The sequence below is a fragment of the Allobosea sp. NPDC055332 genome (assembly GCF_053645455.1).
Genome location: NZ_JBSHMO010000002.1, coordinates 419,624 through 434,108 on the forward strand (window position 1 = coordinate 419,624; position 14,485 = coordinate 434,108).

A 14,485-nucleotide genomic window follows, 5' to 3' on the forward strand; every position below is an offset into this window, starting at 1 on the left:
GTTGCCCACGATCGATAAGCTGGTCACCATGACCGGCCCCGAACGAGGTCGTGCATGCAATTCGTCAGCGAGCATATCGCCGGGTTCGATTCCTCGATTCTGGCGAGCCTGGGCTTCGCTACGCCTTGGGAGCTCACCGAGCGTACGCAACTCATCGTGGAAGAGCTTTTGCCCCGGCTCGACGCGAACTATCGCGTGAGCGACGGCGTCGCAATCCACATTTCAGCGTCGGTCGAGGCCGGCGCCACCATCAAGGGGCCAGCCATCATTGGCCCGCGCTGCTTCGTAGCGGCTCATTCTCTGATCCGCGGCGGCGGCTGGCTGGACGCTGAATGCGTTCTTGGGCCCGGTGTCGAGCTCAAGTCCAGCTTCCTGTTCCGCGGGTCGAAGCTCGCTCACTTCAACTTCGTCGGCGAGAGCATCCTCGGCAGCGACGTCAATCTGGAAGCGGGATCGATCATCGCAAACCACCGCAATGAACGGCCGAACCAGACGATAGCGTTCCTCTACAACGGCAGGCGTATCGATACCGGCAAGGCCAAGTTCGGAGCCGTGGTCGGGGACGGCGCGAGGATCGGCGCCAATGCCGTCATTGCTCCCGGCGCCATTCTGGCCGCGGGCGCGGTGGTGGAACGCCTCTCTCTCATCGACCAGGCTCCGGCAATCGCTTCCTCAGCAACGGCAGCGCCGTGACCACGACCGGGGCGATCAGGAGCACCCAGGCCCAGCCATAGCCCAACCAGCCGGCGATCAAGCCGAAAATCCACGGCCCCAGAGCCATGACGATCAGGCACAGTGTCGAAGCGAAGCTGACGGTCGAGGCAATCGAACTCCGCGGCGCCATCTCGGCGATCCCCAGCAGATAGAGCGGGAACCAGCCGATCCCGAAGATGCCGAAGACGGCGAGGACCACCGCCGCCAGCGGCTCCGGGACGCCGGCCGGCAGCGCAGCGAGCACCGCGGCAGCACCAGCCCCGAGGAGCGCGGTCACGGCGAAGGACTGGGAGCGTCGCCCCGGCCTGAACCTGTCGCTGAGCCAGGGCAGCAGCACGCGCCCGGGAATGCCCGCGAGCTGCGCCAGCGCGAACAGGCTCGCCGCGCCGAGCATGCCGAGCGCCATGGCATCGGCCATATAGCCGATCGCATGGGCCGTGAAGGTGAACTGGAAGGCCGACATGGCGATACCGAGGCGGAGCACCGGCCAGAATTGCGGGTTTTCACCGACGGTCCGGATCAGTTCGCGCAAAGGCAGCGGCATCTCGCGCTTGGCCCCCACCGCCCCGCCCTCCTTGTAGAAGAGCAGGAACAGAAGCCCGCCGAGCAGCGACACCGCCGCACTGGACCAGGCGGCCGCATGCAAGCCGAAACGCACCGCAAGCAGGGGCAGTACGGCAGCTGCGATCATCGTACCCAGGGGCACCGCCGCCTGGCGGAAGCCGGTGGCGAGGCCACGATGCCGCGGCGGGAACCAGCGCATGATCGCCCGCGTCCCGCCCGGCTGCACCGCGGCATAGGTGCCGCCGAGGAAGGCCATGCAGATCAACAACCCGGTCAGTTCGTCGACAAAGGCAGCCGCGGCCATGGCGAGCGCCATGCCGAGCATCGCCAGCCCGACCACGATCCGCTCGCCATGGCGATCGATCGCGCGGCCGAGCGAATACATCGTCACGATCTGCGTGCCGTTCATCGCGGTGACCGCGAGCGCCGCCGAGGCGAGCGAGACGCCGAACGCATCCCGCCAGAACGGGACGAGGATGTAGACACCCTGCGAGACGAACGAGCCCGCCGTCTGCGTCGCGACCGCCACCGTCAGCACGGTCCAGATATAGGGGTCAGTCTCGGCATGGCTCGCGACCGCTTCGGGAGCGAGGTTCGGACCTGTCTTCGACATCGGCAGCTGGACTCTGGCTAGGGGCTGCCGTGACAAAACACCGATCCAGGAGCGATCGAAACTGTCGTATTTCCAGTTTCAATGATATCACTTTGTTATGGAAACGCGCCTCACGCTCGACCCGGAAGCCGTCGAGACCTTCGTCCTCGTAGCGGAGCATCGCTCCTTCACGCGCGCCGCCGGCCTGCTCAACACGACCCAGGCTGCCGCCTCGCTGCGCTTGCGCCGCCTGGAGGAGCGGCTGGGCCAGCGCCTGCTCGAACGGACGCCGCGACGCGTCACCCTCACCTCCGCCGGCGAGCGCTTCCTTGCCCCCGCGCGCGAGTTCCTGGCGGCGCACCGCCGGGCGACCGATGCGCTTTCCTCCGACAGCGTTCGCCTCTCGGTCGGCATCACGCACCATCTGGTCGGCCCGGACCTCGCCCGCTTGCTGCAGGCTGCGGGCAAGCGCGACGGCGGCGTGACCTTGAACTTGCGGATCAGCTCGACGCGCGCGCTGCTCCAGCGCTACGACGCGGGCGATCTCGATGCGGTCATTGCCCTGCGATACGACGAGAGCCGCCGCGACGGCGAACTGCTGACGGACGCGCAATTCGGCTGGTTCAGCGCTCCGGACGTCCCGATAGCCAGAGATGAACCACTGCCCCTGGCGGCCCAGCCGGAGCCGTGCAAGCTGCGCCTGATGGCGGTCGAGGCACTGGAAGCCGCCGGCATCCCATGGCGCGAAGCGTTCACCGGCGAAGGTGCCGCCGCAGTCGGCGCTGCCGCTATCGCGGGCCTTGGCGTCGCCCTGCTTGCTCGACAGGCCGCGCCGACCGGCCTCAGCGAGATCGGAGCCCACCTCGCGCTCCCTGCCGTGCCGACCCGACCGATCGTCCTGCACTCAAGCGTCAGCCAGCCGCGCGCGGCGGCAACACTCACGGCGATCGCAGCTGCGTTTCGGTCCTGAAGCGCCGCGGAGAGTTCGGCTATCTCAGAACGTACCCCGCCTCGGTCAGCGGCGTGTATTCGTAGCGGCAGTTCCATTCGTAGAGGCCGCCGGGACCGATCGTCATGCGGTTCATCAGCAGGGCCTCGCGCAGAGCCGCCCCGCCGGGCCTGCTGACCTTCATCACGTGGAACCAGAGGCGGTGATAGTTGATCTCGACCAGCTCGCGGATGAAGCGGTTGTGCGAGGAGCGACCGAATTCGCGACCATAGGTGCGGATGCGCTGGTAGAGCGTCACCGGCGCCTTGCCGATATATTTCGGGTAGAAGGTGCCGCGCTGGAGATAGCCGATCTCGTAGACGCCCGGCGCCTGGAGATAGGCGGCATATTCCAGGTAATCCGAGAGCTTCATCGCATCCGACCAACGCGCCATCGTCGTCCTCCTACCTGCGAGCTGAAATCCTAGGTTGTGGCGATCTCGACGGCAACGCGATCGCCTTCAAACCAGGATGCGCTGATCGGCCAGATGGACCAGCCGGCCGCCGGCGATGGTCGCGACGATGCGCGGCTGCGGCCCCGGCGCGATGAGGACTAGGTCGGCGCGCTTGCCGGGCGCGATGACGCCACGGTCTGAGAGGCCGAGCGCCTCGGCAGGCCCCTGCGAAACCAGCCGCCAGGCGGCGGCGAAGCTGGCCGCGCCCTTGTGCGCCAGGATGAAGGGCGCGAGCGGCAGGGCCGGATAATAATAGTCCGAAGCCAGGATGGTGCAGAGCCCCTCGCGCACCATCGCCTCGGCCGCCGGGCAATCGATATGCGAGCCGCCGCGCACCACGTTCGGCGCGCCGAAGACGATCGCCTCGCCATGGGCTGCGGCCTCGCGGGTCGTCGCCTCGTTGATCGGGAATTCGGTGACGGTGACGCCGAGGCCGCGATACCAGCGCCGCATCTCCGGCGTCATGTCGTCATGCGACATCGCCGGGACGCCGGCCGCGCGCGCCGCCGCAGCCAGCCGCTCGATCGAGCCCGGCACCTCGTCCCGGCGATTCCAGACGTTCTCGGCCAGCGCCATGAAATCCTCATGGCTCAGCCCAGTGCGCTCGACCATCTTGGCGATCTTGCCCGGCCGGCTGCGCGATTTCAGGATGCCGCCGGTATGATCGTTGAAGGCGAGCACGCCGACGCGGCCAGAGCCGAGCCAGTCGATGATCTCGGCCTCGGCAGCGAGGTTGAAGGTCTCGTGGCGCAGATGGAAACGCGTATCGGCGCCAAGCTCGGTCCTGAGCGCCGCGATCCGCTCGACCAGCCCGCGCGCGTTCCCGGCGCCGCGCAGGCCGGGTTCCCAGGACCAGGTGACGCCATGGAAGGCTGTGGTGATGCCGCTCGCCAGCATGGCGCGGTCGGCATCGCGCAGCGCCAGGTCGATGTCGAAGGCGACGCCGGGCCGCGGCATAATATGGCGCTCGAAAGCGTCGCCATGGCAATCGACGATGCCGGGCAGGACATAGAGGCCGGTCGCATCGAGGCGCAGCGCCCCGGCAGGAGCGGCGCCGTCCAGCGCTGCGATGCTCTCCCCTTCCGTGACGAGGTCGGCGTGGACAAGCGTTTCGGTCAGCACCTCGCCGCCGGTGATATGCAGACTCATGCCCCGCCTCCGTCACTGAAAGGACGGCGCGCTTGGCCTCCCTTCATGACGTGGCGATGACGATGGGCTCAGCCGGCGAGGAGCGCGACGCCTGCAAGCACCAGCCCGCCACCGGCGACGCGGGCGAACAGAGACGCGCGGACAGCAAGCGCCCCCGCCAGCAGGATGCCGACCAAATGGAGCGCGGCCGTCGCGATGACGAAACCGGCCGCATAGCCGAAGCCGCTGGCGTTCTCCGGCAGCTCGGCGCCATGGGCGAAACCATGGAAGATGGCGAGGATGCCGCAGGCGAGCGCCCCCGCAGCGAGCGGCGGCGAGGCCCTGAGCGCGACCGCCGCCCCGAGGATGATCACCGAGAAGGCGATGCCGATCTCGACGCCGGGCAGAGAACCGCCGGACATGCCCCAGGCGCCGGCCAGCGCCATCGTGGCGACGAAGGCCACGGGATAGGCGATGCGCGCCTTGCCGCCGACCAACCCGGCCCAGAGGCCGACCGCGACCATGGCCAGCATATGGTCGAGCCCGGTCAGCGGGTGCATCAGGCCGTGGACGAAGCCGTCGACCGGGCCGGCGCCGGTATGGGCGAAGGCCGGAGCCGAGGCGAGGGTCAGCAGCATGGCAAGGAGTCCGGTCGCGCGCATCGTCATCATAAGGCCATCCTCAGCTCAGGACCGGCGCCTTCAGGCCGCCGGCGGTCTCGATGAAATCGACGACCAGATCGACGCCCTCCCCCGCCCGCGTATTGGTGAAGGCATAGGGGCGCTTGCCGCGCATGGTCTTCGAGTCCCGGTCCATCACAGCAAGATCCGCGCCGACATGCGGGGCAAGATCGGTCTTGTTGATGACCAGCAGGTCGGAGCGGGTGATGCCCGGCCCGCCCTTGCGCGGGATCTTCTCGCCGGCCGCGACGTCGATGACGTAGATCGTCAGGTCGGCGAGCTCGGGCGAGAAGGTCGCGGCGAGGTTGTCGCCGCCGGATTCGATCAGGATCAGGTCGAGCGAGGGAAACTTGCCGCGCATCTCCGCCACCGCCGCGAGGTTGATCGAGCAGTCCTCGCGGATCGCGGTATGCGGGCAGCCGCCGGTCTCGACGCCCATGATCCGCTCCTCCGGCAGGGCGCCGGAGACCGTGAGGATGCGGGCGTCCTCCTTGGTGTAGATGTCGTTGGTGATGGCGCAGATCTCGTAGCGGTCGCGCATGCGCTTGCAGAGCGCTTCCATCAGCGCGGTCTTGCCGGAACCGACCGGGCCGCCGATGCCGACACGCAAGGGGCCGTGGGGAGAACTGGTCATCGATCAGGGTCCTTGCAGGAGCAGAACCGCATAGCCCGCGGCGATCAGCAGGCAAAGCGGCGAGTAATAGCGGCGGTCATAACCAGCGAAAGGCTCGCGCGGATGCAGCCGCCGCCAGGCCGGCAGGTAGCCGGCGATTCCGCGAAGCAAGAACACCGCCATGATCGCGAAGCCGCCGAATTGGAGCAGCGGGCGCAGGGTCGCCGTTCCGGATACCTGTGCAAGGAGCAGCGGCCAGATGGCCGTCACGGCGATAGCCAGCGCGACCAGCAGGCAGAGCCCCGGTGAGGGCATGCGCTTTGCCCTGGCATTGCCGATGACGGTGGCGATCAGCTCGTCCTCACTCGCCGCCGGCCAGAGGCCGCCCCGACCCCAATAGGCATGCAGCGCGGCGATGGCAGCCAGGAGGAGCGCCAGCCCAAGTGTGACCGCAGAGGTCATCAGCGAGTTCGCGTCTGGATTGTCATTTGCACGCGCCACACGTAGCGTTGCCGGAACGGCCAAAGTCGTAGCGCGAAACGCTCGCGACAGTCACGACTGATGGCGCATCCGGGAGGCGAAGGAAGATGATGCGTCTTTTCGGCAACTCGACCCATCATATGCGCGCCATCGCAGCAGCCGTAGCATTCATCGCAAGCGGCATGCTGGCGAGCGAGACCGTTGCCCAGACGAACCCGACTGACGAGAAGCGGGCGCTGGCGGTCGAGATCACTCAGGCCGGGCTCGAAAGCGTCAACCTTGATCAGCTCTCGGTCGCTGCCCTTGACCAGTTCGCTCGCAATTCTCCCAACAAATCCGAGGAGTTTCGACAGGTCTGCTCTCGATCGCGCCGATCGTGCGTGGCGAGGTGGAACCCATGATGGGCGATACCGTGAAGATCGTCTCGCGCTTCTATGAGGAACGCTTCGAGATCGAAGAGCTCAAACAGCTCCGAACCTTCATCCTCAGTCCGGTCGGCAAGAAGCAAGCACGTTTGGGATCCGAGTTCTCGGCACGTTTTACTGTCACCTTGCAGCAATCGATGGCGGCTCGCGCCCCGGCCATCGAAGCCAAGATCAAGGCCGAACTGGGCAAGCGAGGCTACAAGCTCTGAGCCTGTGGGCGGCCGCTCACGAGCGGAACAATCGCGAATATTGCGTCTCGTGCTTCAGTGACGCGAGGTCGGAGCGGAATACGCAGCCGCCGAGATCGTCGAGCGCCATCGCCTCCGCCCGGACCGCGGCCTCGCGCAAGGCCGGCGCCAGCCGGGCGATGACCTTCTGACCGTCGGTCTGGCCGACGATGCCGAGCCGGACGGCCGCCGAGACGAGATTGGCGATGAAGGCGAGCGCGAAGGCTTCGAGCGAAGCCGCCAGCGGCAGGCCATGGCCGCTGGCAGCGACACCGACCGCGATGGGATAGGCGACATCGCCCGGCCAGGCGGTGCGCAGCGCGTCGATCGAGGCGCTGGGCCAGGAGGCGGCAATCGCCGAGACGAAGGCGTTGCCCTGCGTCACCGTCTCGAGCCGGCGCTCAGCCGAGTTCGCCAGCGCGAGCGCCAGTTCGGCGACCTCCCGCAGCGCCTTGGCATCGCTCTCGCCGCTCGCACGCCAGGCGGCGGCGAAGAGGATGAGGTCATTGCGCAGCGCGCCGTGCTCGATGAGGGCATCGAGCCAATCGGCAAGGCTCTCGGCCTCGGTGAGGTCGCCGGTCTCGAAAGCCCATTCCAGCCCGTGCGAATAGGCGAAGCCGCCGACCGGGAAGGCCGGCGAGAGCCAGACCATCAGGGGCAGGAGCGCGCCCTGCATGGCTCAGTGGTCGTGTTTGTGGCCCTTGTGGCCGTGCTCATGGCCGTGATGGCCATGGTCGTGCTTGTGGCCGTGGTCGTCATGATGGTGGTGGTCATGGCCGCAGCCGCAGGCCGCGCCATGGGCGTGCTCGTGGCCATGATGGTGCTCGTGGCCATGATCATCGCTGTGGCCGGCATGGGAATGGCCATGGTCGTGGCCGTGCTCATGAGCATGATCGTGATGATGGTGGCCGTGGTGGTCGTGGCCGCAATCGGCGTGGTCATGGTCGTAGGCGCCGCGTTCGGGCTGGAACGGCCGCTCGACATCGGCCATCGCGCAGCCCTGGCCGCGGACCATCTCGGCCAGCACATGGTCGTGCTCGATGTAGATCGCGTTCGCGGTGATCTCGGCCGGGGTGTGGCGGTTGCCGATATGCCAGGCGACCCGTGCCAGCCGCAGCGGGTTCTCGGCGGTGATCTCGATCAGCTTCTGCGCCGCCGCCTTGATCAGCACGAGCGAGCCGTCCTCGAGCTTGACGGCGTCGCCGTCGTTCAGCGCGGTCGGCTTGTCGAGGTCGAGCAGGATGTCCTGCCCGCCATCACCTTTCAGCGCGACGCGGCGGCGGTTGCGGTCCTCATGGTCGAGGGTCAGCGTCTCGACGACCCGGTCCTGCTTGACCGCGGCCTTGCGGACGACGGAGATGGCGCGCTGCATGACGAAACCCGTGGCGTAATGGATCAGAGGCGATCGACCGATCGCGGTTCCACCACTTCGATCACCGGAGCGGCGCTGACGCAAGTCCCGGCGATGGCGAGGAAGGCCTGGAGATGGGCCTGCTGCATGTGCCGGTCGACATCGGCGCGCTTCTCCCAGCTCTCGACACTGAGAAAAAAGCCGGGATCGGAGAGGCTTTCACAGATGTCATAGCCGAGGCAGCCCTGCTCGCGACGCGTTGCCGCAATGCAGTCGCGCGCCGCCGCGACGAAGCGCTCGCGCTCTGCGGAAAGGACCCTGGCGCGGGCGATGACGAGGACGGGATCGGACATGCCGGACGGAGCTCCAGAGTTACAGGCCCATCCATTACGCGGCAGAGGCAAGTTCAGATGCAGCACCTAGTCGATTAGCCGAGTAAATAATTCTGGCTCGCTCGGCGCAGGCGCGGTTAGATGGCCGGCCAATAATCAGGGGATACTCATGCTCAGAATTTCAGCACGCCGCGCCCGTAATTTCGGCAGCGCTCTGGCGGCCCTCTGCCTCGCAGCGGCGCTTCCGATCGCCGCCCAGGCCCAGACGACACTGGAGCGGATCAAGCAGCGCGGGCACCTGGTCTGCGGCACCAGCCAGGGCGTCGCCGGCTTCTCGCTGCCGGATGCGCAAGGGCAATGGCGCGGCTTCGACACCGATCTCTGCCGGGCCCTGGCGGCGGCGATCCTCAACGACCAGGAGAAGGCGAAGTACATCTCGCTCGCCTCGAAGGACCGGCTGACGGCCCTGCAGAGCGGCGAGATCGACGTGCTGTCGCGCACCACGACCTGGACGCTCGGCCGCGACGCCGGCTTCGGTCTCAACTTCACCGCGATCAATTATTTCGACGGCCAGGGCTTCCTTGTCCGCAAGAGCACCGGCGTGAAGGACATCAAGGCACTGAACGGCGCCTCAATCTGCGTCGCGCAGGGCACCACCACCGAGCTCAACCTCGCAGACTATTTCCGCAATCACGGCATGAAATACGAGGTGATCGCCTATGCCGGGCTCGACGAGACGATCCAGGCCTATGAGGCCGGCCGCTGCGACGCCTACACCACCGATCTGTCGCAGCTGGCGGCGAACCGGATGAAGCTCAAGGTCCCGGCCGAGCACGACCTGCTGCCCGAGATGATCTCGAAGGAGCCGCTCGGCCCCTGGGTCCGTCAGGGCGACGACGCCTGGTTCGATATCGTGCGCTGGACGGTCTACGCCATGCTGAACGCCGAGGAGTTCGGCATCACCCAGGCCAATGTCGACGAGATGGTGAAATCGACCAATCCCGAGATCAAGCGCCTGCTCGGCGCCGAGGGCAAGTTCGGCGAGGGCCTCGGCCTCACCAACGACTGGGTGGTGCGCATCGTCAAGGCGGTCGGCAATTACGGCGAGAGCTTCGACCGCCATCTCGGCGCCAAATCACCGCTCAACCTGCCGCGCGGCATGAACCGGCTGTGGACGCAGGGCGGCCTGCAATACGCGCCGCCGGTGCGGTGATCTCCAGCCCCCAGCAGGGACAGCGATTTAGTAGCACTGGCTCAGGTCAGTGCTACTAAATCAACATCACCCTCAGCGCGGCAGCGCCTTCACCTCGTCATCGAATTTCTTGAGCAGGCGCGAGCGCTCGGCCGGGCTGCCCCAGCGCGGGGTGTCGTAGTCGATCAGCTTGATCTCCTCGAATTTCGGCGCGTCGGGCGAAAGCTTGGAATTCCGGTTCGAGGGGATCGAGTTGATCTTGAGCTTGGCGTTAATGTCCTGCGCCTCCGGCGAGAGCGTGAAGTCGACGAATTTGCGCGCCGCTTCGGGGTTCTTGCCGCCCTTGATCACCGAGACCGAGCCGGTCTCGTAGCCGGTGCCCTCGCAGGGGGCGACGATGCCGATCGGCGCGCCCTGCAGCTTCTGCGTCAGCATGTCGTGCATGAAGGCGATGCCGACCGCCGTCTCGCCGAGCGCCGTCGCCTTGACCGGGGCGATGCCGGATTTGGTGTACTGGCTGATGTTCTTGTGCAGGCTCTTCAGGAACTCGAAGCCCTTCTCCTCGCCGAGACGCTGGACGGTCGTCGCCAGGAAGACATAGGCCGTGCCGGAGGAGCTGGGATCGGCGACCTGGACCTCGTCCTTGAATTTCGGATCGAGCAGGTCAGCCCAGCATTTCGGCTCGGCCAGCTTCTTGCTCTTCAGGGTCTCGAGATTGTAGCCGATGCCGAGCGCACCGAGATAGATCCCGGAGGTACGGAATTTCGACTGCTCGGCATGGCGTCTGGCCCAGTCATGCAGCTCCGCCAGCCTCGGTGACTGGTACTCGTCGAGCAGGCCCTCGTCGGCGGCCTGCAGATGCGGCTCGCCCGGCCCGCCCCACCAGACGTCGCCGCGCGGATTGGTGGCCTCGGCCTTGACCTGGGCATAGACCTCGCCCGTGCTTTTCCGCACCATCTGGACCTTGATGCCGGTCGCCTTCTCGAAGATCGAGGCACCCTCGCGGCACTGTTCCTCGAGGATCGAGCAGTAGACGGTGACCTGGCCCTGGGCGGCGGCAGGCGTCGCAAGAGCGGCGAAAGCGACGCCGGCGAGTGCGACAGCGTGAGACGAACGGAGCAAGGCAATCTCCCTGGGCGGCTGATTTTCTTTAGCCGTCTACAAGAAGGAGAGGCTCACCAGGTGTCAATGTCGAAGGCCAAGCAAGCCCGAACTCAATGCCGGCGGGTCCGGTCCGGCAGCTTGTCGATGGCCTCGGCCGCGCCCTGATCCTTGCCGAGAACGCCTTCGCGCAGGACCTTCGTCGCTGCATCCTGTTTCTTTTCAGGGGAGGTCTTCAGCGGCTTCGTCGTCCTGGTGGCTTCGAGACCGATCTCCTTCGGCTTCTTACCGTCATTGCGAGCGCTGGCGGCAAAGGTCGCGAGCGCCTCGGGCTGCTGGCCCTTGGGGCCGGCGGTCTTGGTCTTGGCCATGGTTCCCTCCCTGATCCGATGGGAGGGAACGTGGAGGTGGCCGGCGATGTTCCGCTACCTTCGCCGCTCAGAACAGGAAATAGCGCTGCGCCAGCGGCAATTCCTTCGCCGGTTCGCAGACTAGCAGCTCGCCATCCGCCACCACCGCATAGGTCTCCGGATCGATCTGGATATCGGGCGTAGCGTCGTTGTGGATCATGCTCTTCTTCGAGATGCCGCCGCGGGTGTTCTCGACCGCGACCATCTCCTTGTCGGTACCGAGCCTGTCCTTCAACCCGCTCGCCATCGCGGCCTGCGAGACGAAGACCAGCGAGGTCGACGTCACCGCCTTGCCGAAAGCGCCGAACATCGGCCGGTAGTGCACCGGCTGCGGCGTCGGGATCGAGGCGTTGGGGTCGCCCATCGGAGCTGCGGCGATCGAGCCGCCCTTGACGACGAGATCGGGCTTGGCGCCGAAGAAGGCCGGCGACCAGACAACGAGGTCGGCGAGCTTTCCGACCTCGACCGAACCGATATGGCGCGAGATGCCGTGGGCGATCGCCGGATTGATCGTGTATTTCGCGACATAGCGCTTGGCGCGGAAATTGTCGGCACCGGTGCCGGCATCCTCCGGCAGGGGGCCGCGCTGGACCTTCATCTTGTGCGCGGTCTGCCAGGTGCGGGTGATGACCTCGCCGATACGGCCCATGGCCTGTGAGTCCGAGGACATCATCGAGAGCGCGCCGAGATCGTGCAGGATGTCCTCGGCAGCGATCGTCTCCTTGCGGATGCGGCTCTCGGCGAAGGCGAGGTCCTCCGGGATCGACGGTGACAAATGATGGCAGACCATCAGCATGTCCAGGTGCTCGTCGAGCGTGTTGACGGTGAAGGGCCGCGTCGGATTGGTCGAAGAGGGCAGCACGTTCGGCAGGCCGGCGACCTTCATGATGTCCGGCGCATGGCCGCCGCCCGCCCCTTCGGTGTGGAAGGCGTGGATGGTGCGGCCCTTGAAGGCAGCGACCGTGTCCTCGACGAAACCCGACTCGTTCAGCGTGTCGGTGTGGATCATCACCTGGATGTCGTATTCGTCGGCGACCGAGAGGCAGTTGTCGATCGCGCCCGGCGTCGTGCCCCAGTCCTCGTGCAGCTTGAGCGCGCAGGCGCCGGCCTCGATCATCTCGGTCAGCGCGCCGGGCAATGCGGCATTACCCTTGCCGGCGAAGGCGAGGTTCATCGGGAAGGCGTCGGCCGCCTTGATCATCTGGCCGAGATGCCAGGGGCCGGGCGTGCAGGTCGTCGCCAGCGTGCCATGGGCCGGCCCGGTGCCGCCGCCGAGCATGGTGGTCAGCCCGCTCATCAGCGCATCCTCGATCTGCTGCGGGCAGATGTAGTGGATATGGCTGTCGAAGCCGCCGGCGGTGACGATCTTGCCCTCGCCGGCGATGACCTCGGTGCCGGGGCCGACGATAATCGTCTCCGACGGGTTGAAATTGCCGAAGCCGGCCTGGATATCGGGATTACCGGCCTTGCCGATGGCGCAGATGCGCCCTGCCCGGATGCCGATATCGGCCTTCACAATCCCCCAATGGTCGAGGATCAGCGCATTGGTGATCACGGTGTCGACGGCGCCGTCGGCGTTCCTGACCTGGCTTTGGCCCATGCCGTCGCGGATGACCTTGCCGCCGCCGAACTTCACCTCCTCGCCATAGGTGGTGAAATCCTTCTCGACCTTGATCACCAGCTCGGTGTCGCCGAGGCGGACGGTATCGCCGGTGGTCGGGCCGAACATCGCGGCATAGGCATTGCGCGGAAAGGCGAAGGGCATGGGCTATCCTCGTCAACCAGCCGGCTGAGCCGGCATCTCGTCAATGCTTCTGGCGGCCGCCGCGGCGGCCTGCTCGAACAACAGGTCGAGCGCGCCATTGAGACCGCGGCAACCAGCCGCGACGTCGGTTGCGAACTGCAGCCAGTCGCGACGGCGCGCCATGTCCCAGCCGGCAGGCGGATCCTCGGCCAGCTCGCGCAGGCCGCTGATCTTGTCGGCGAGCCGCAGCAGGCGGGCGGCCTCAGTCTTCTCGCCGATCGTCTCGATCTGCATCCTGTGCCGCTCCGCCTCCGGCAGGCTCTTGTCGTCGCTCACTTCGGCGACGAGAGATGCAACTCGCGGGCCGAAGAGGCCCTCGATCTCCTCGCTCGTGATCCTCGTCTTCTCGACGGCGTCATGCAGCCAGGCCGCGGCGACGAGCTCGGCATCGGGCTCCTCCAGCGCCTTGGCCAGGAGATCGGCAACCTCGGCGAGATGCAGGACAAAGGCTGGGCCGCTCCCGCCCTTGCGGGTCTGGCCGGCATGGACGCGCGCGGCAAAGCCCGCCGCATGCGTCACCAGCGCGATCTGGTCGCGCAAGATATGATCGTCTTCAGGCATCGGAGCGCCCTCCCGAAGGCTCGCCCCCCTCAGCCCCTGTATCTGCCGCAACCGCAGCCACCTTCTTCTTCGCCACCGGCTTCTTGCGCCGTTTCGGCTTGCGCCTGGGCAACTGCGCCTCCTGCAGCATTTCGAGCTGGACCTGCTGGATCTCGGCGAGGCGCTGCCATTGCCGGGTGATGAGATGGTCGATCTTCTCGTGCAAATGCCGGACCTCGAGCTCGGCCTTGAGATTGACCTGGTAGTCGTTGAAGGAGCGCAGCCGGTCCTTCGCCTCCTGCCGCTTCTGGCTCATCATGATGATCGGCGCCTGGATGGCGGCGATGCAGGACAGGACGAGGTTGAGCAGGATGAAGGGGTAAGGATCGAAGGCGCTGGCCGCCATCGCGATATTCAGGGCCATCCAGCCGAACAGCACCACACCGAAGCTGATCAGGAAGGCCCAGGAGCCGCCGAAGCTGGCGAGCCCGTCCGAGAGGCGCTCGCCGAGGGTGCGATGCTCTTCGAAATCGTCCTCGACATTCTCGGCGATGGTCTCCTGCCGGGCAATGCTCTCGGCAACCTCGCGGTCGAGATCGGTGTACTCGCCGTGCTCCTCGCGCAGGATCTCCTCGACATAGCGGGTGCGATAGCGCGCCAGCTCCTTGAGACTGATCAGGCTGTGATCGTCGAGATCGGGAAAGTCACGCCGAATATGCTCGACCAGCGAGGGCCGCAGCGTCCCGAGCGCGATCAGGCTCTTGCGACTGAGCTCGGCGCCGCTGATGGCGCAGACACCGCGCTTGGCCTTGCCGGTTTCGAGCGTCGGGAGAGACGGGAGAACAGCGTCGTCTTGCATCGCGGCCTGACCTGAGGAGCGTTCGAGCATG

19 protein-coding genes are annotated in these 14,485 nt (G+C 66.5%); 5 read left to right on the forward strand and 14 right to left on the reverse strand.

The features are described from left to right. The first annotated feature begins 54 nt into the window (after positions 1 to 54). Positions 55 to 693, forward strand: a complete 639-nt coding sequence (locus ACWIGM_RS10625) for an LbetaH domain-containing protein (RefSeq protein ID WP_454025909.1) — start codon at positions 55 to 57, stop codon at positions 691 to 693. Here ACWIGM_RS10625 and ACWIGM_RS10630 read toward each other — a convergent pair. Continuing rightward, positions 644 to 1,891, reverse strand: coding sequence for an MFS transporter (locus tag ACWIGM_RS10630; protein WP_454025910.1), 1,248 nt, complete (start codon positions 1,889 to 1,891; stop codon positions 644 to 646). The genes ACWIGM_RS10625 and ACWIGM_RS10630 overlap by 50 nt on opposite strands. 97 nt (positions 1,892 to 1,988) lie before the next feature. On the opposite strand from ACWIGM_RS10630, the gene ACWIGM_RS10635 reads away from it, so the two are divergent. Further along, positions 1,989 to 2,840, forward strand: a complete 852-nt coding sequence (locus tag ACWIGM_RS10635) for a LysR family transcriptional regulator (RefSeq protein WP_454025911.1) — start codon at positions 1,989 to 1,991, stop codon at positions 2,838 to 2,840. 19 nt (positions 2,841 to 2,859) lie between these two features. On the opposite strand, the gene ACWIGM_RS10640 is transcribed toward ACWIGM_RS10635, so the two are convergent. The 5 genes from ACWIGM_RS10640 to ACWIGM_RS10660 form a co-directional block, all read right to left on the reverse strand. After that, on the reverse strand, positions 2,860 to 3,252 hold the full coding sequence (locus ACWIGM_RS10640; RefSeq protein WP_454025912.1) for a hypothetical protein: 393 nt from the start codon (positions 3,250 to 3,252) through the stop codon (positions 2,860 to 2,862). Between the two features lie 66 nt (positions 3,253 to 3,318). Continuing rightward, positions 3,319 to 4,461 (reverse strand): alpha-D-ribose 1-methylphosphonate 5-triphosphate diphosphatase, encoded by a 1,143-nt coding sequence (locus ACWIGM_RS10645; RefSeq protein ID WP_454025913.1) that lies wholly within the window; start codon positions 4,459 to 4,461, stop codon positions 3,319 to 3,321. Between the two features lie 68 nt (positions 4,462 to 4,529). After that, positions 4,530 to 5,111: a HupE/UreJ family protein gene (locus ACWIGM_RS10650; protein WP_454025914.1), complete on the reverse strand. Its 582-nt coding sequence runs from the start codon at positions 5,109 to 5,111 to the stop codon at positions 4,530 to 4,532. 10 nt (positions 5,112 to 5,121) lie between these two features. Then, positions 5,122 to 5,754 (reverse strand): urease accessory protein UreG, encoded by a 633-nt coding sequence (gene ureG, locus ACWIGM_RS10655; protein WP_454025915.1) that lies wholly within the window; start codon positions 5,752 to 5,754, stop codon positions 5,122 to 5,124. A 3-nt stretch (positions 5,755 to 5,757) separates the two neighbouring features. Further along, entirely contained in the window at positions 5,758 to 6,195 is a 438-nt protein-coding gene (locus tag ACWIGM_RS10660; protein ID WP_454025916.1) for a DUF3995 domain-containing protein, read from the reverse strand. Between the two features lie 128 nt (positions 6,196 to 6,323). Between ACWIGM_RS10660 and ACWIGM_RS10665 the strand changes: the two genes are divergently transcribed. Together ACWIGM_RS10665 and ACWIGM_RS10670 are read left to right on the forward strand one after the other, a co-directional pair. Continuing rightward, a complete protein-coding gene (locus ACWIGM_RS10665) occupies positions 6,324 to 6,614 on the forward strand; it encodes a hypothetical protein (protein ID WP_454025917.1) in 291 nt (96 codons plus the stop codon). Further along, positions 6,611 to 6,847 (forward strand): DUF2059 domain-containing protein, encoded by a 237-nt coding sequence (locus tag ACWIGM_RS10670; protein ID WP_454025918.1) that lies wholly within the window; start codon positions 6,611 to 6,613, stop codon positions 6,845 to 6,847. Before ACWIGM_RS10665 ends, ACWIGM_RS10670 begins: the two co-directional genes overlap by 4 nt. 16 nt (positions 6,848 to 6,863) lie before the next feature. Here the strand turns inward: ACWIGM_RS10670 and ACWIGM_RS10675 are convergent, their stop codons facing one another. From ACWIGM_RS10675 to ACWIGM_RS10685, 3 genes are read right to left on the reverse strand one after another with little or no spacing between them, the layout of a single operon-like run. Then, on the reverse strand, positions 6,864 to 7,541 hold the full coding sequence (locus tag ACWIGM_RS10675; protein ID WP_454025919.1) for an urease accessory protein UreF: 678 nt from the start codon (positions 7,539 to 7,541) through the stop codon (positions 6,864 to 6,866). A gap of 3 nt (positions 7,542 to 7,544) precedes the next feature. Continuing rightward, entirely contained in the window at positions 7,545 to 8,237 is a 693-nt protein-coding gene (locus ACWIGM_RS10680) for an urease accessory protein UreE (protein WP_454025920.1), read from the reverse strand. 23 nt (positions 8,238 to 8,260) lie between these two features. Continuing rightward, positions 8,261 to 8,569 carry a putative quinol monooxygenase gene (locus ACWIGM_RS10685; RefSeq protein ID WP_454025921.1) on the reverse strand — a complete coding sequence of 103 codons (309 nt, stop codon included), beginning with the start codon at positions 8,567 to 8,569 and terminating at the stop codon, positions 8,261 to 8,263. Positions 8,570 to 8,717: 148 nt separating this feature from the next. On the opposite strand from ACWIGM_RS10685, the gene ACWIGM_RS10690 reads away from it, so the two are divergent. Continuing rightward, the gene (locus tag ACWIGM_RS10690) at positions 8,718 to 9,761 is read left to right on the forward strand and encodes an amino acid ABC transporter substrate-binding protein (RefSeq protein WP_454025922.1); all 1,044 of its coding nucleotides are present in this window, start codon (positions 8,718 to 8,720) and stop codon (positions 9,759 to 9,761) included. A gap of 72 nt (positions 9,762 to 9,833) precedes the next feature. On the opposite strand, the gene ACWIGM_RS10695 is transcribed toward ACWIGM_RS10690, so the two are convergent. From ACWIGM_RS10695 to ACWIGM_RS10715, 5 genes are all read right to left on the reverse strand, one after another. Next, positions 9,834 to 10,868 carry an ABC transporter substrate-binding protein gene (locus tag ACWIGM_RS10695; RefSeq protein WP_454026973.1) on the reverse strand — a complete coding sequence of 345 codons (1,035 nt, stop codon included), beginning with the start codon at positions 10,866 to 10,868 and terminating at the stop codon, positions 9,834 to 9,836. Positions 10,869 to 10,954: 86 nt separating this feature from the next. Further along, positions 10,955 to 11,212, reverse strand: a complete 258-nt coding sequence (locus ACWIGM_RS10700; RefSeq protein ID WP_454025923.1) for a hypothetical protein — start codon at positions 11,210 to 11,212, stop codon at positions 10,955 to 10,957. 67 nt (positions 11,213 to 11,279) lie between these two features. Further along, positions 11,280 to 13,016 carry an urease subunit alpha gene (gene ureC / locus ACWIGM_RS10705; protein ID WP_454025924.1) on the reverse strand — a complete coding sequence of 579 codons (1,737 nt, stop codon included), beginning with the start codon at positions 13,014 to 13,016 and terminating at the stop codon, positions 11,280 to 11,282. A 12-nt stretch (positions 13,017 to 13,028) separates the two neighbouring features. Beyond that, on the reverse strand, positions 13,029 to 13,616 hold the full coding sequence (locus tag ACWIGM_RS10710; protein WP_454025925.1) for an HD domain-containing protein: 588 nt from the start codon (positions 13,614 to 13,616) through the stop codon (positions 13,029 to 13,031). Beyond that, positions 13,609 to 14,454, reverse strand: coding sequence for a DUF1003 domain-containing protein (locus ACWIGM_RS10715; RefSeq protein ID WP_454025926.1), 846 nt, complete (start codon positions 14,452 to 14,454; stop codon positions 13,609 to 13,611). Before ACWIGM_RS10715 ends, ACWIGM_RS10710 begins: the two co-directional genes overlap by 8 nt. Between the last annotated feature and the right edge of the window lie 31 nt (positions 14,455 to 14,485).

Excerpts from the sequence above, each read along its gene's own strand:
- ACWIGM_RS10675 (WP_454025919.1), bottom strand. The coding sequence starts at position 7,541 with ATGCAGGGCGCGCTCCTGCCCCTGATGGTCTGGCTCTCGCCGGCCTTC.
- ACWIGM_RS10700 (WP_454025923.1), bottom strand. The coding sequence starts at position 11,212 with ATGGCCAAGACCAAGACCGCCGGCCCCAAGGGCCAGCAGCCCGAGGCG.
- ACWIGM_RS10680 (WP_454025920.1), bottom strand. The coding sequence starts at position 8,237 with ATGCAGCGCGCCATCTCCGTCGTCCGCAAGGCCGCGGTCAAGCAGGAC.
- ACWIGM_RS10715 (WP_454025926.1), bottom strand. The coding sequence starts at position 14,454 with ATGCAAGACGACGCTGTTCTCCCGTCTCTCCCGACGCTCGAAACCGGC.
- ACWIGM_RS10640 (WP_454025912.1), bottom strand. The coding sequence starts at position 3,252 with ATGGCGCGTTGGTCGGATGCGATGAAGCTCTCGGATTACCTGGAATAT.
- ACWIGM_RS10660 (WP_454025916.1), bottom strand. The coding sequence starts at position 6,195 with ATGACCTCTGCGGTCACACTTGGGCTGGCGCTCCTCCTGGCTGCCATC.
- ACWIGM_RS10665 (WP_454025917.1), top strand. The coding sequence starts at position 6,324 with ATGCGTCTTTTCGGCAACTCGACCCATCATATGCGCGCCATCGCAGCA.
- ureC (WP_454025924.1), bottom strand. The coding sequence starts at position 13,016 with ATGCCCTTCGCCTTTCCGCGCAATGCCTATGCCGCGATGTTCGGCCCG.
- ACWIGM_RS10670 (WP_454025918.1), top strand. The coding sequence starts at position 6,611 with ATGATGGGCGATACCGTGAAGATCGTCTCGCGCTTCTATGAGGAACGC.
- ACWIGM_RS10710 (WP_454025925.1), bottom strand. The coding sequence starts at position 13,616 with ATGCCTGAAGACGATCATATCTTGCGCGACCAGATCGCGCTGGTGACG.
- ACWIGM_RS10690 (WP_454025922.1), top strand. The coding sequence starts at position 8,718 with ATGCTCAGAATTTCAGCACGCCGCGCCCGTAATTTCGGCAGCGCTCTG.
- ACWIGM_RS10645 (WP_454025913.1), bottom strand. The coding sequence starts at position 4,461 with ATGAGTCTGCATATCACCGGCGGCGAGGTGCTGACCGAAACGCTTGTC.
- ACWIGM_RS10630 (WP_454025910.1), bottom strand. The coding sequence starts at position 1,891 with ATGTCGAAGACAGGTCCGAACCTCGCTCCCGAAGCGGTCGCGAGCCAT.
- ureG (WP_454025915.1), bottom strand. The coding sequence starts at position 5,754 with ATGACCAGTTCTCCCCACGGCCCCTTGCGTGTCGGCATCGGCGGCCCG.
- ACWIGM_RS10625 (WP_454025909.1), top strand. The coding sequence starts at position 55 with ATGCAATTCGTCAGCGAGCATATCGCCGGGTTCGATTCCTCGATTCTG.
- ACWIGM_RS10635 (WP_454025911.1), top strand. The coding sequence starts at position 1,989 with ATGGAAACGCGCCTCACGCTCGACCCGGAAGCCGTCGAGACCTTCGTC.
- ACWIGM_RS10650 (WP_454025914.1), bottom strand. The coding sequence starts at position 5,111 with ATGATGACGATGCGCGCGACCGGACTCCTTGCCATGCTGCTGACCCTC.
- ACWIGM_RS10685 (WP_454025921.1), bottom strand. The coding sequence starts at position 8,569 with ATGTCCGATCCCGTCCTCGTCATCGCCCGCGCCAGGGTCCTTTCCGCA.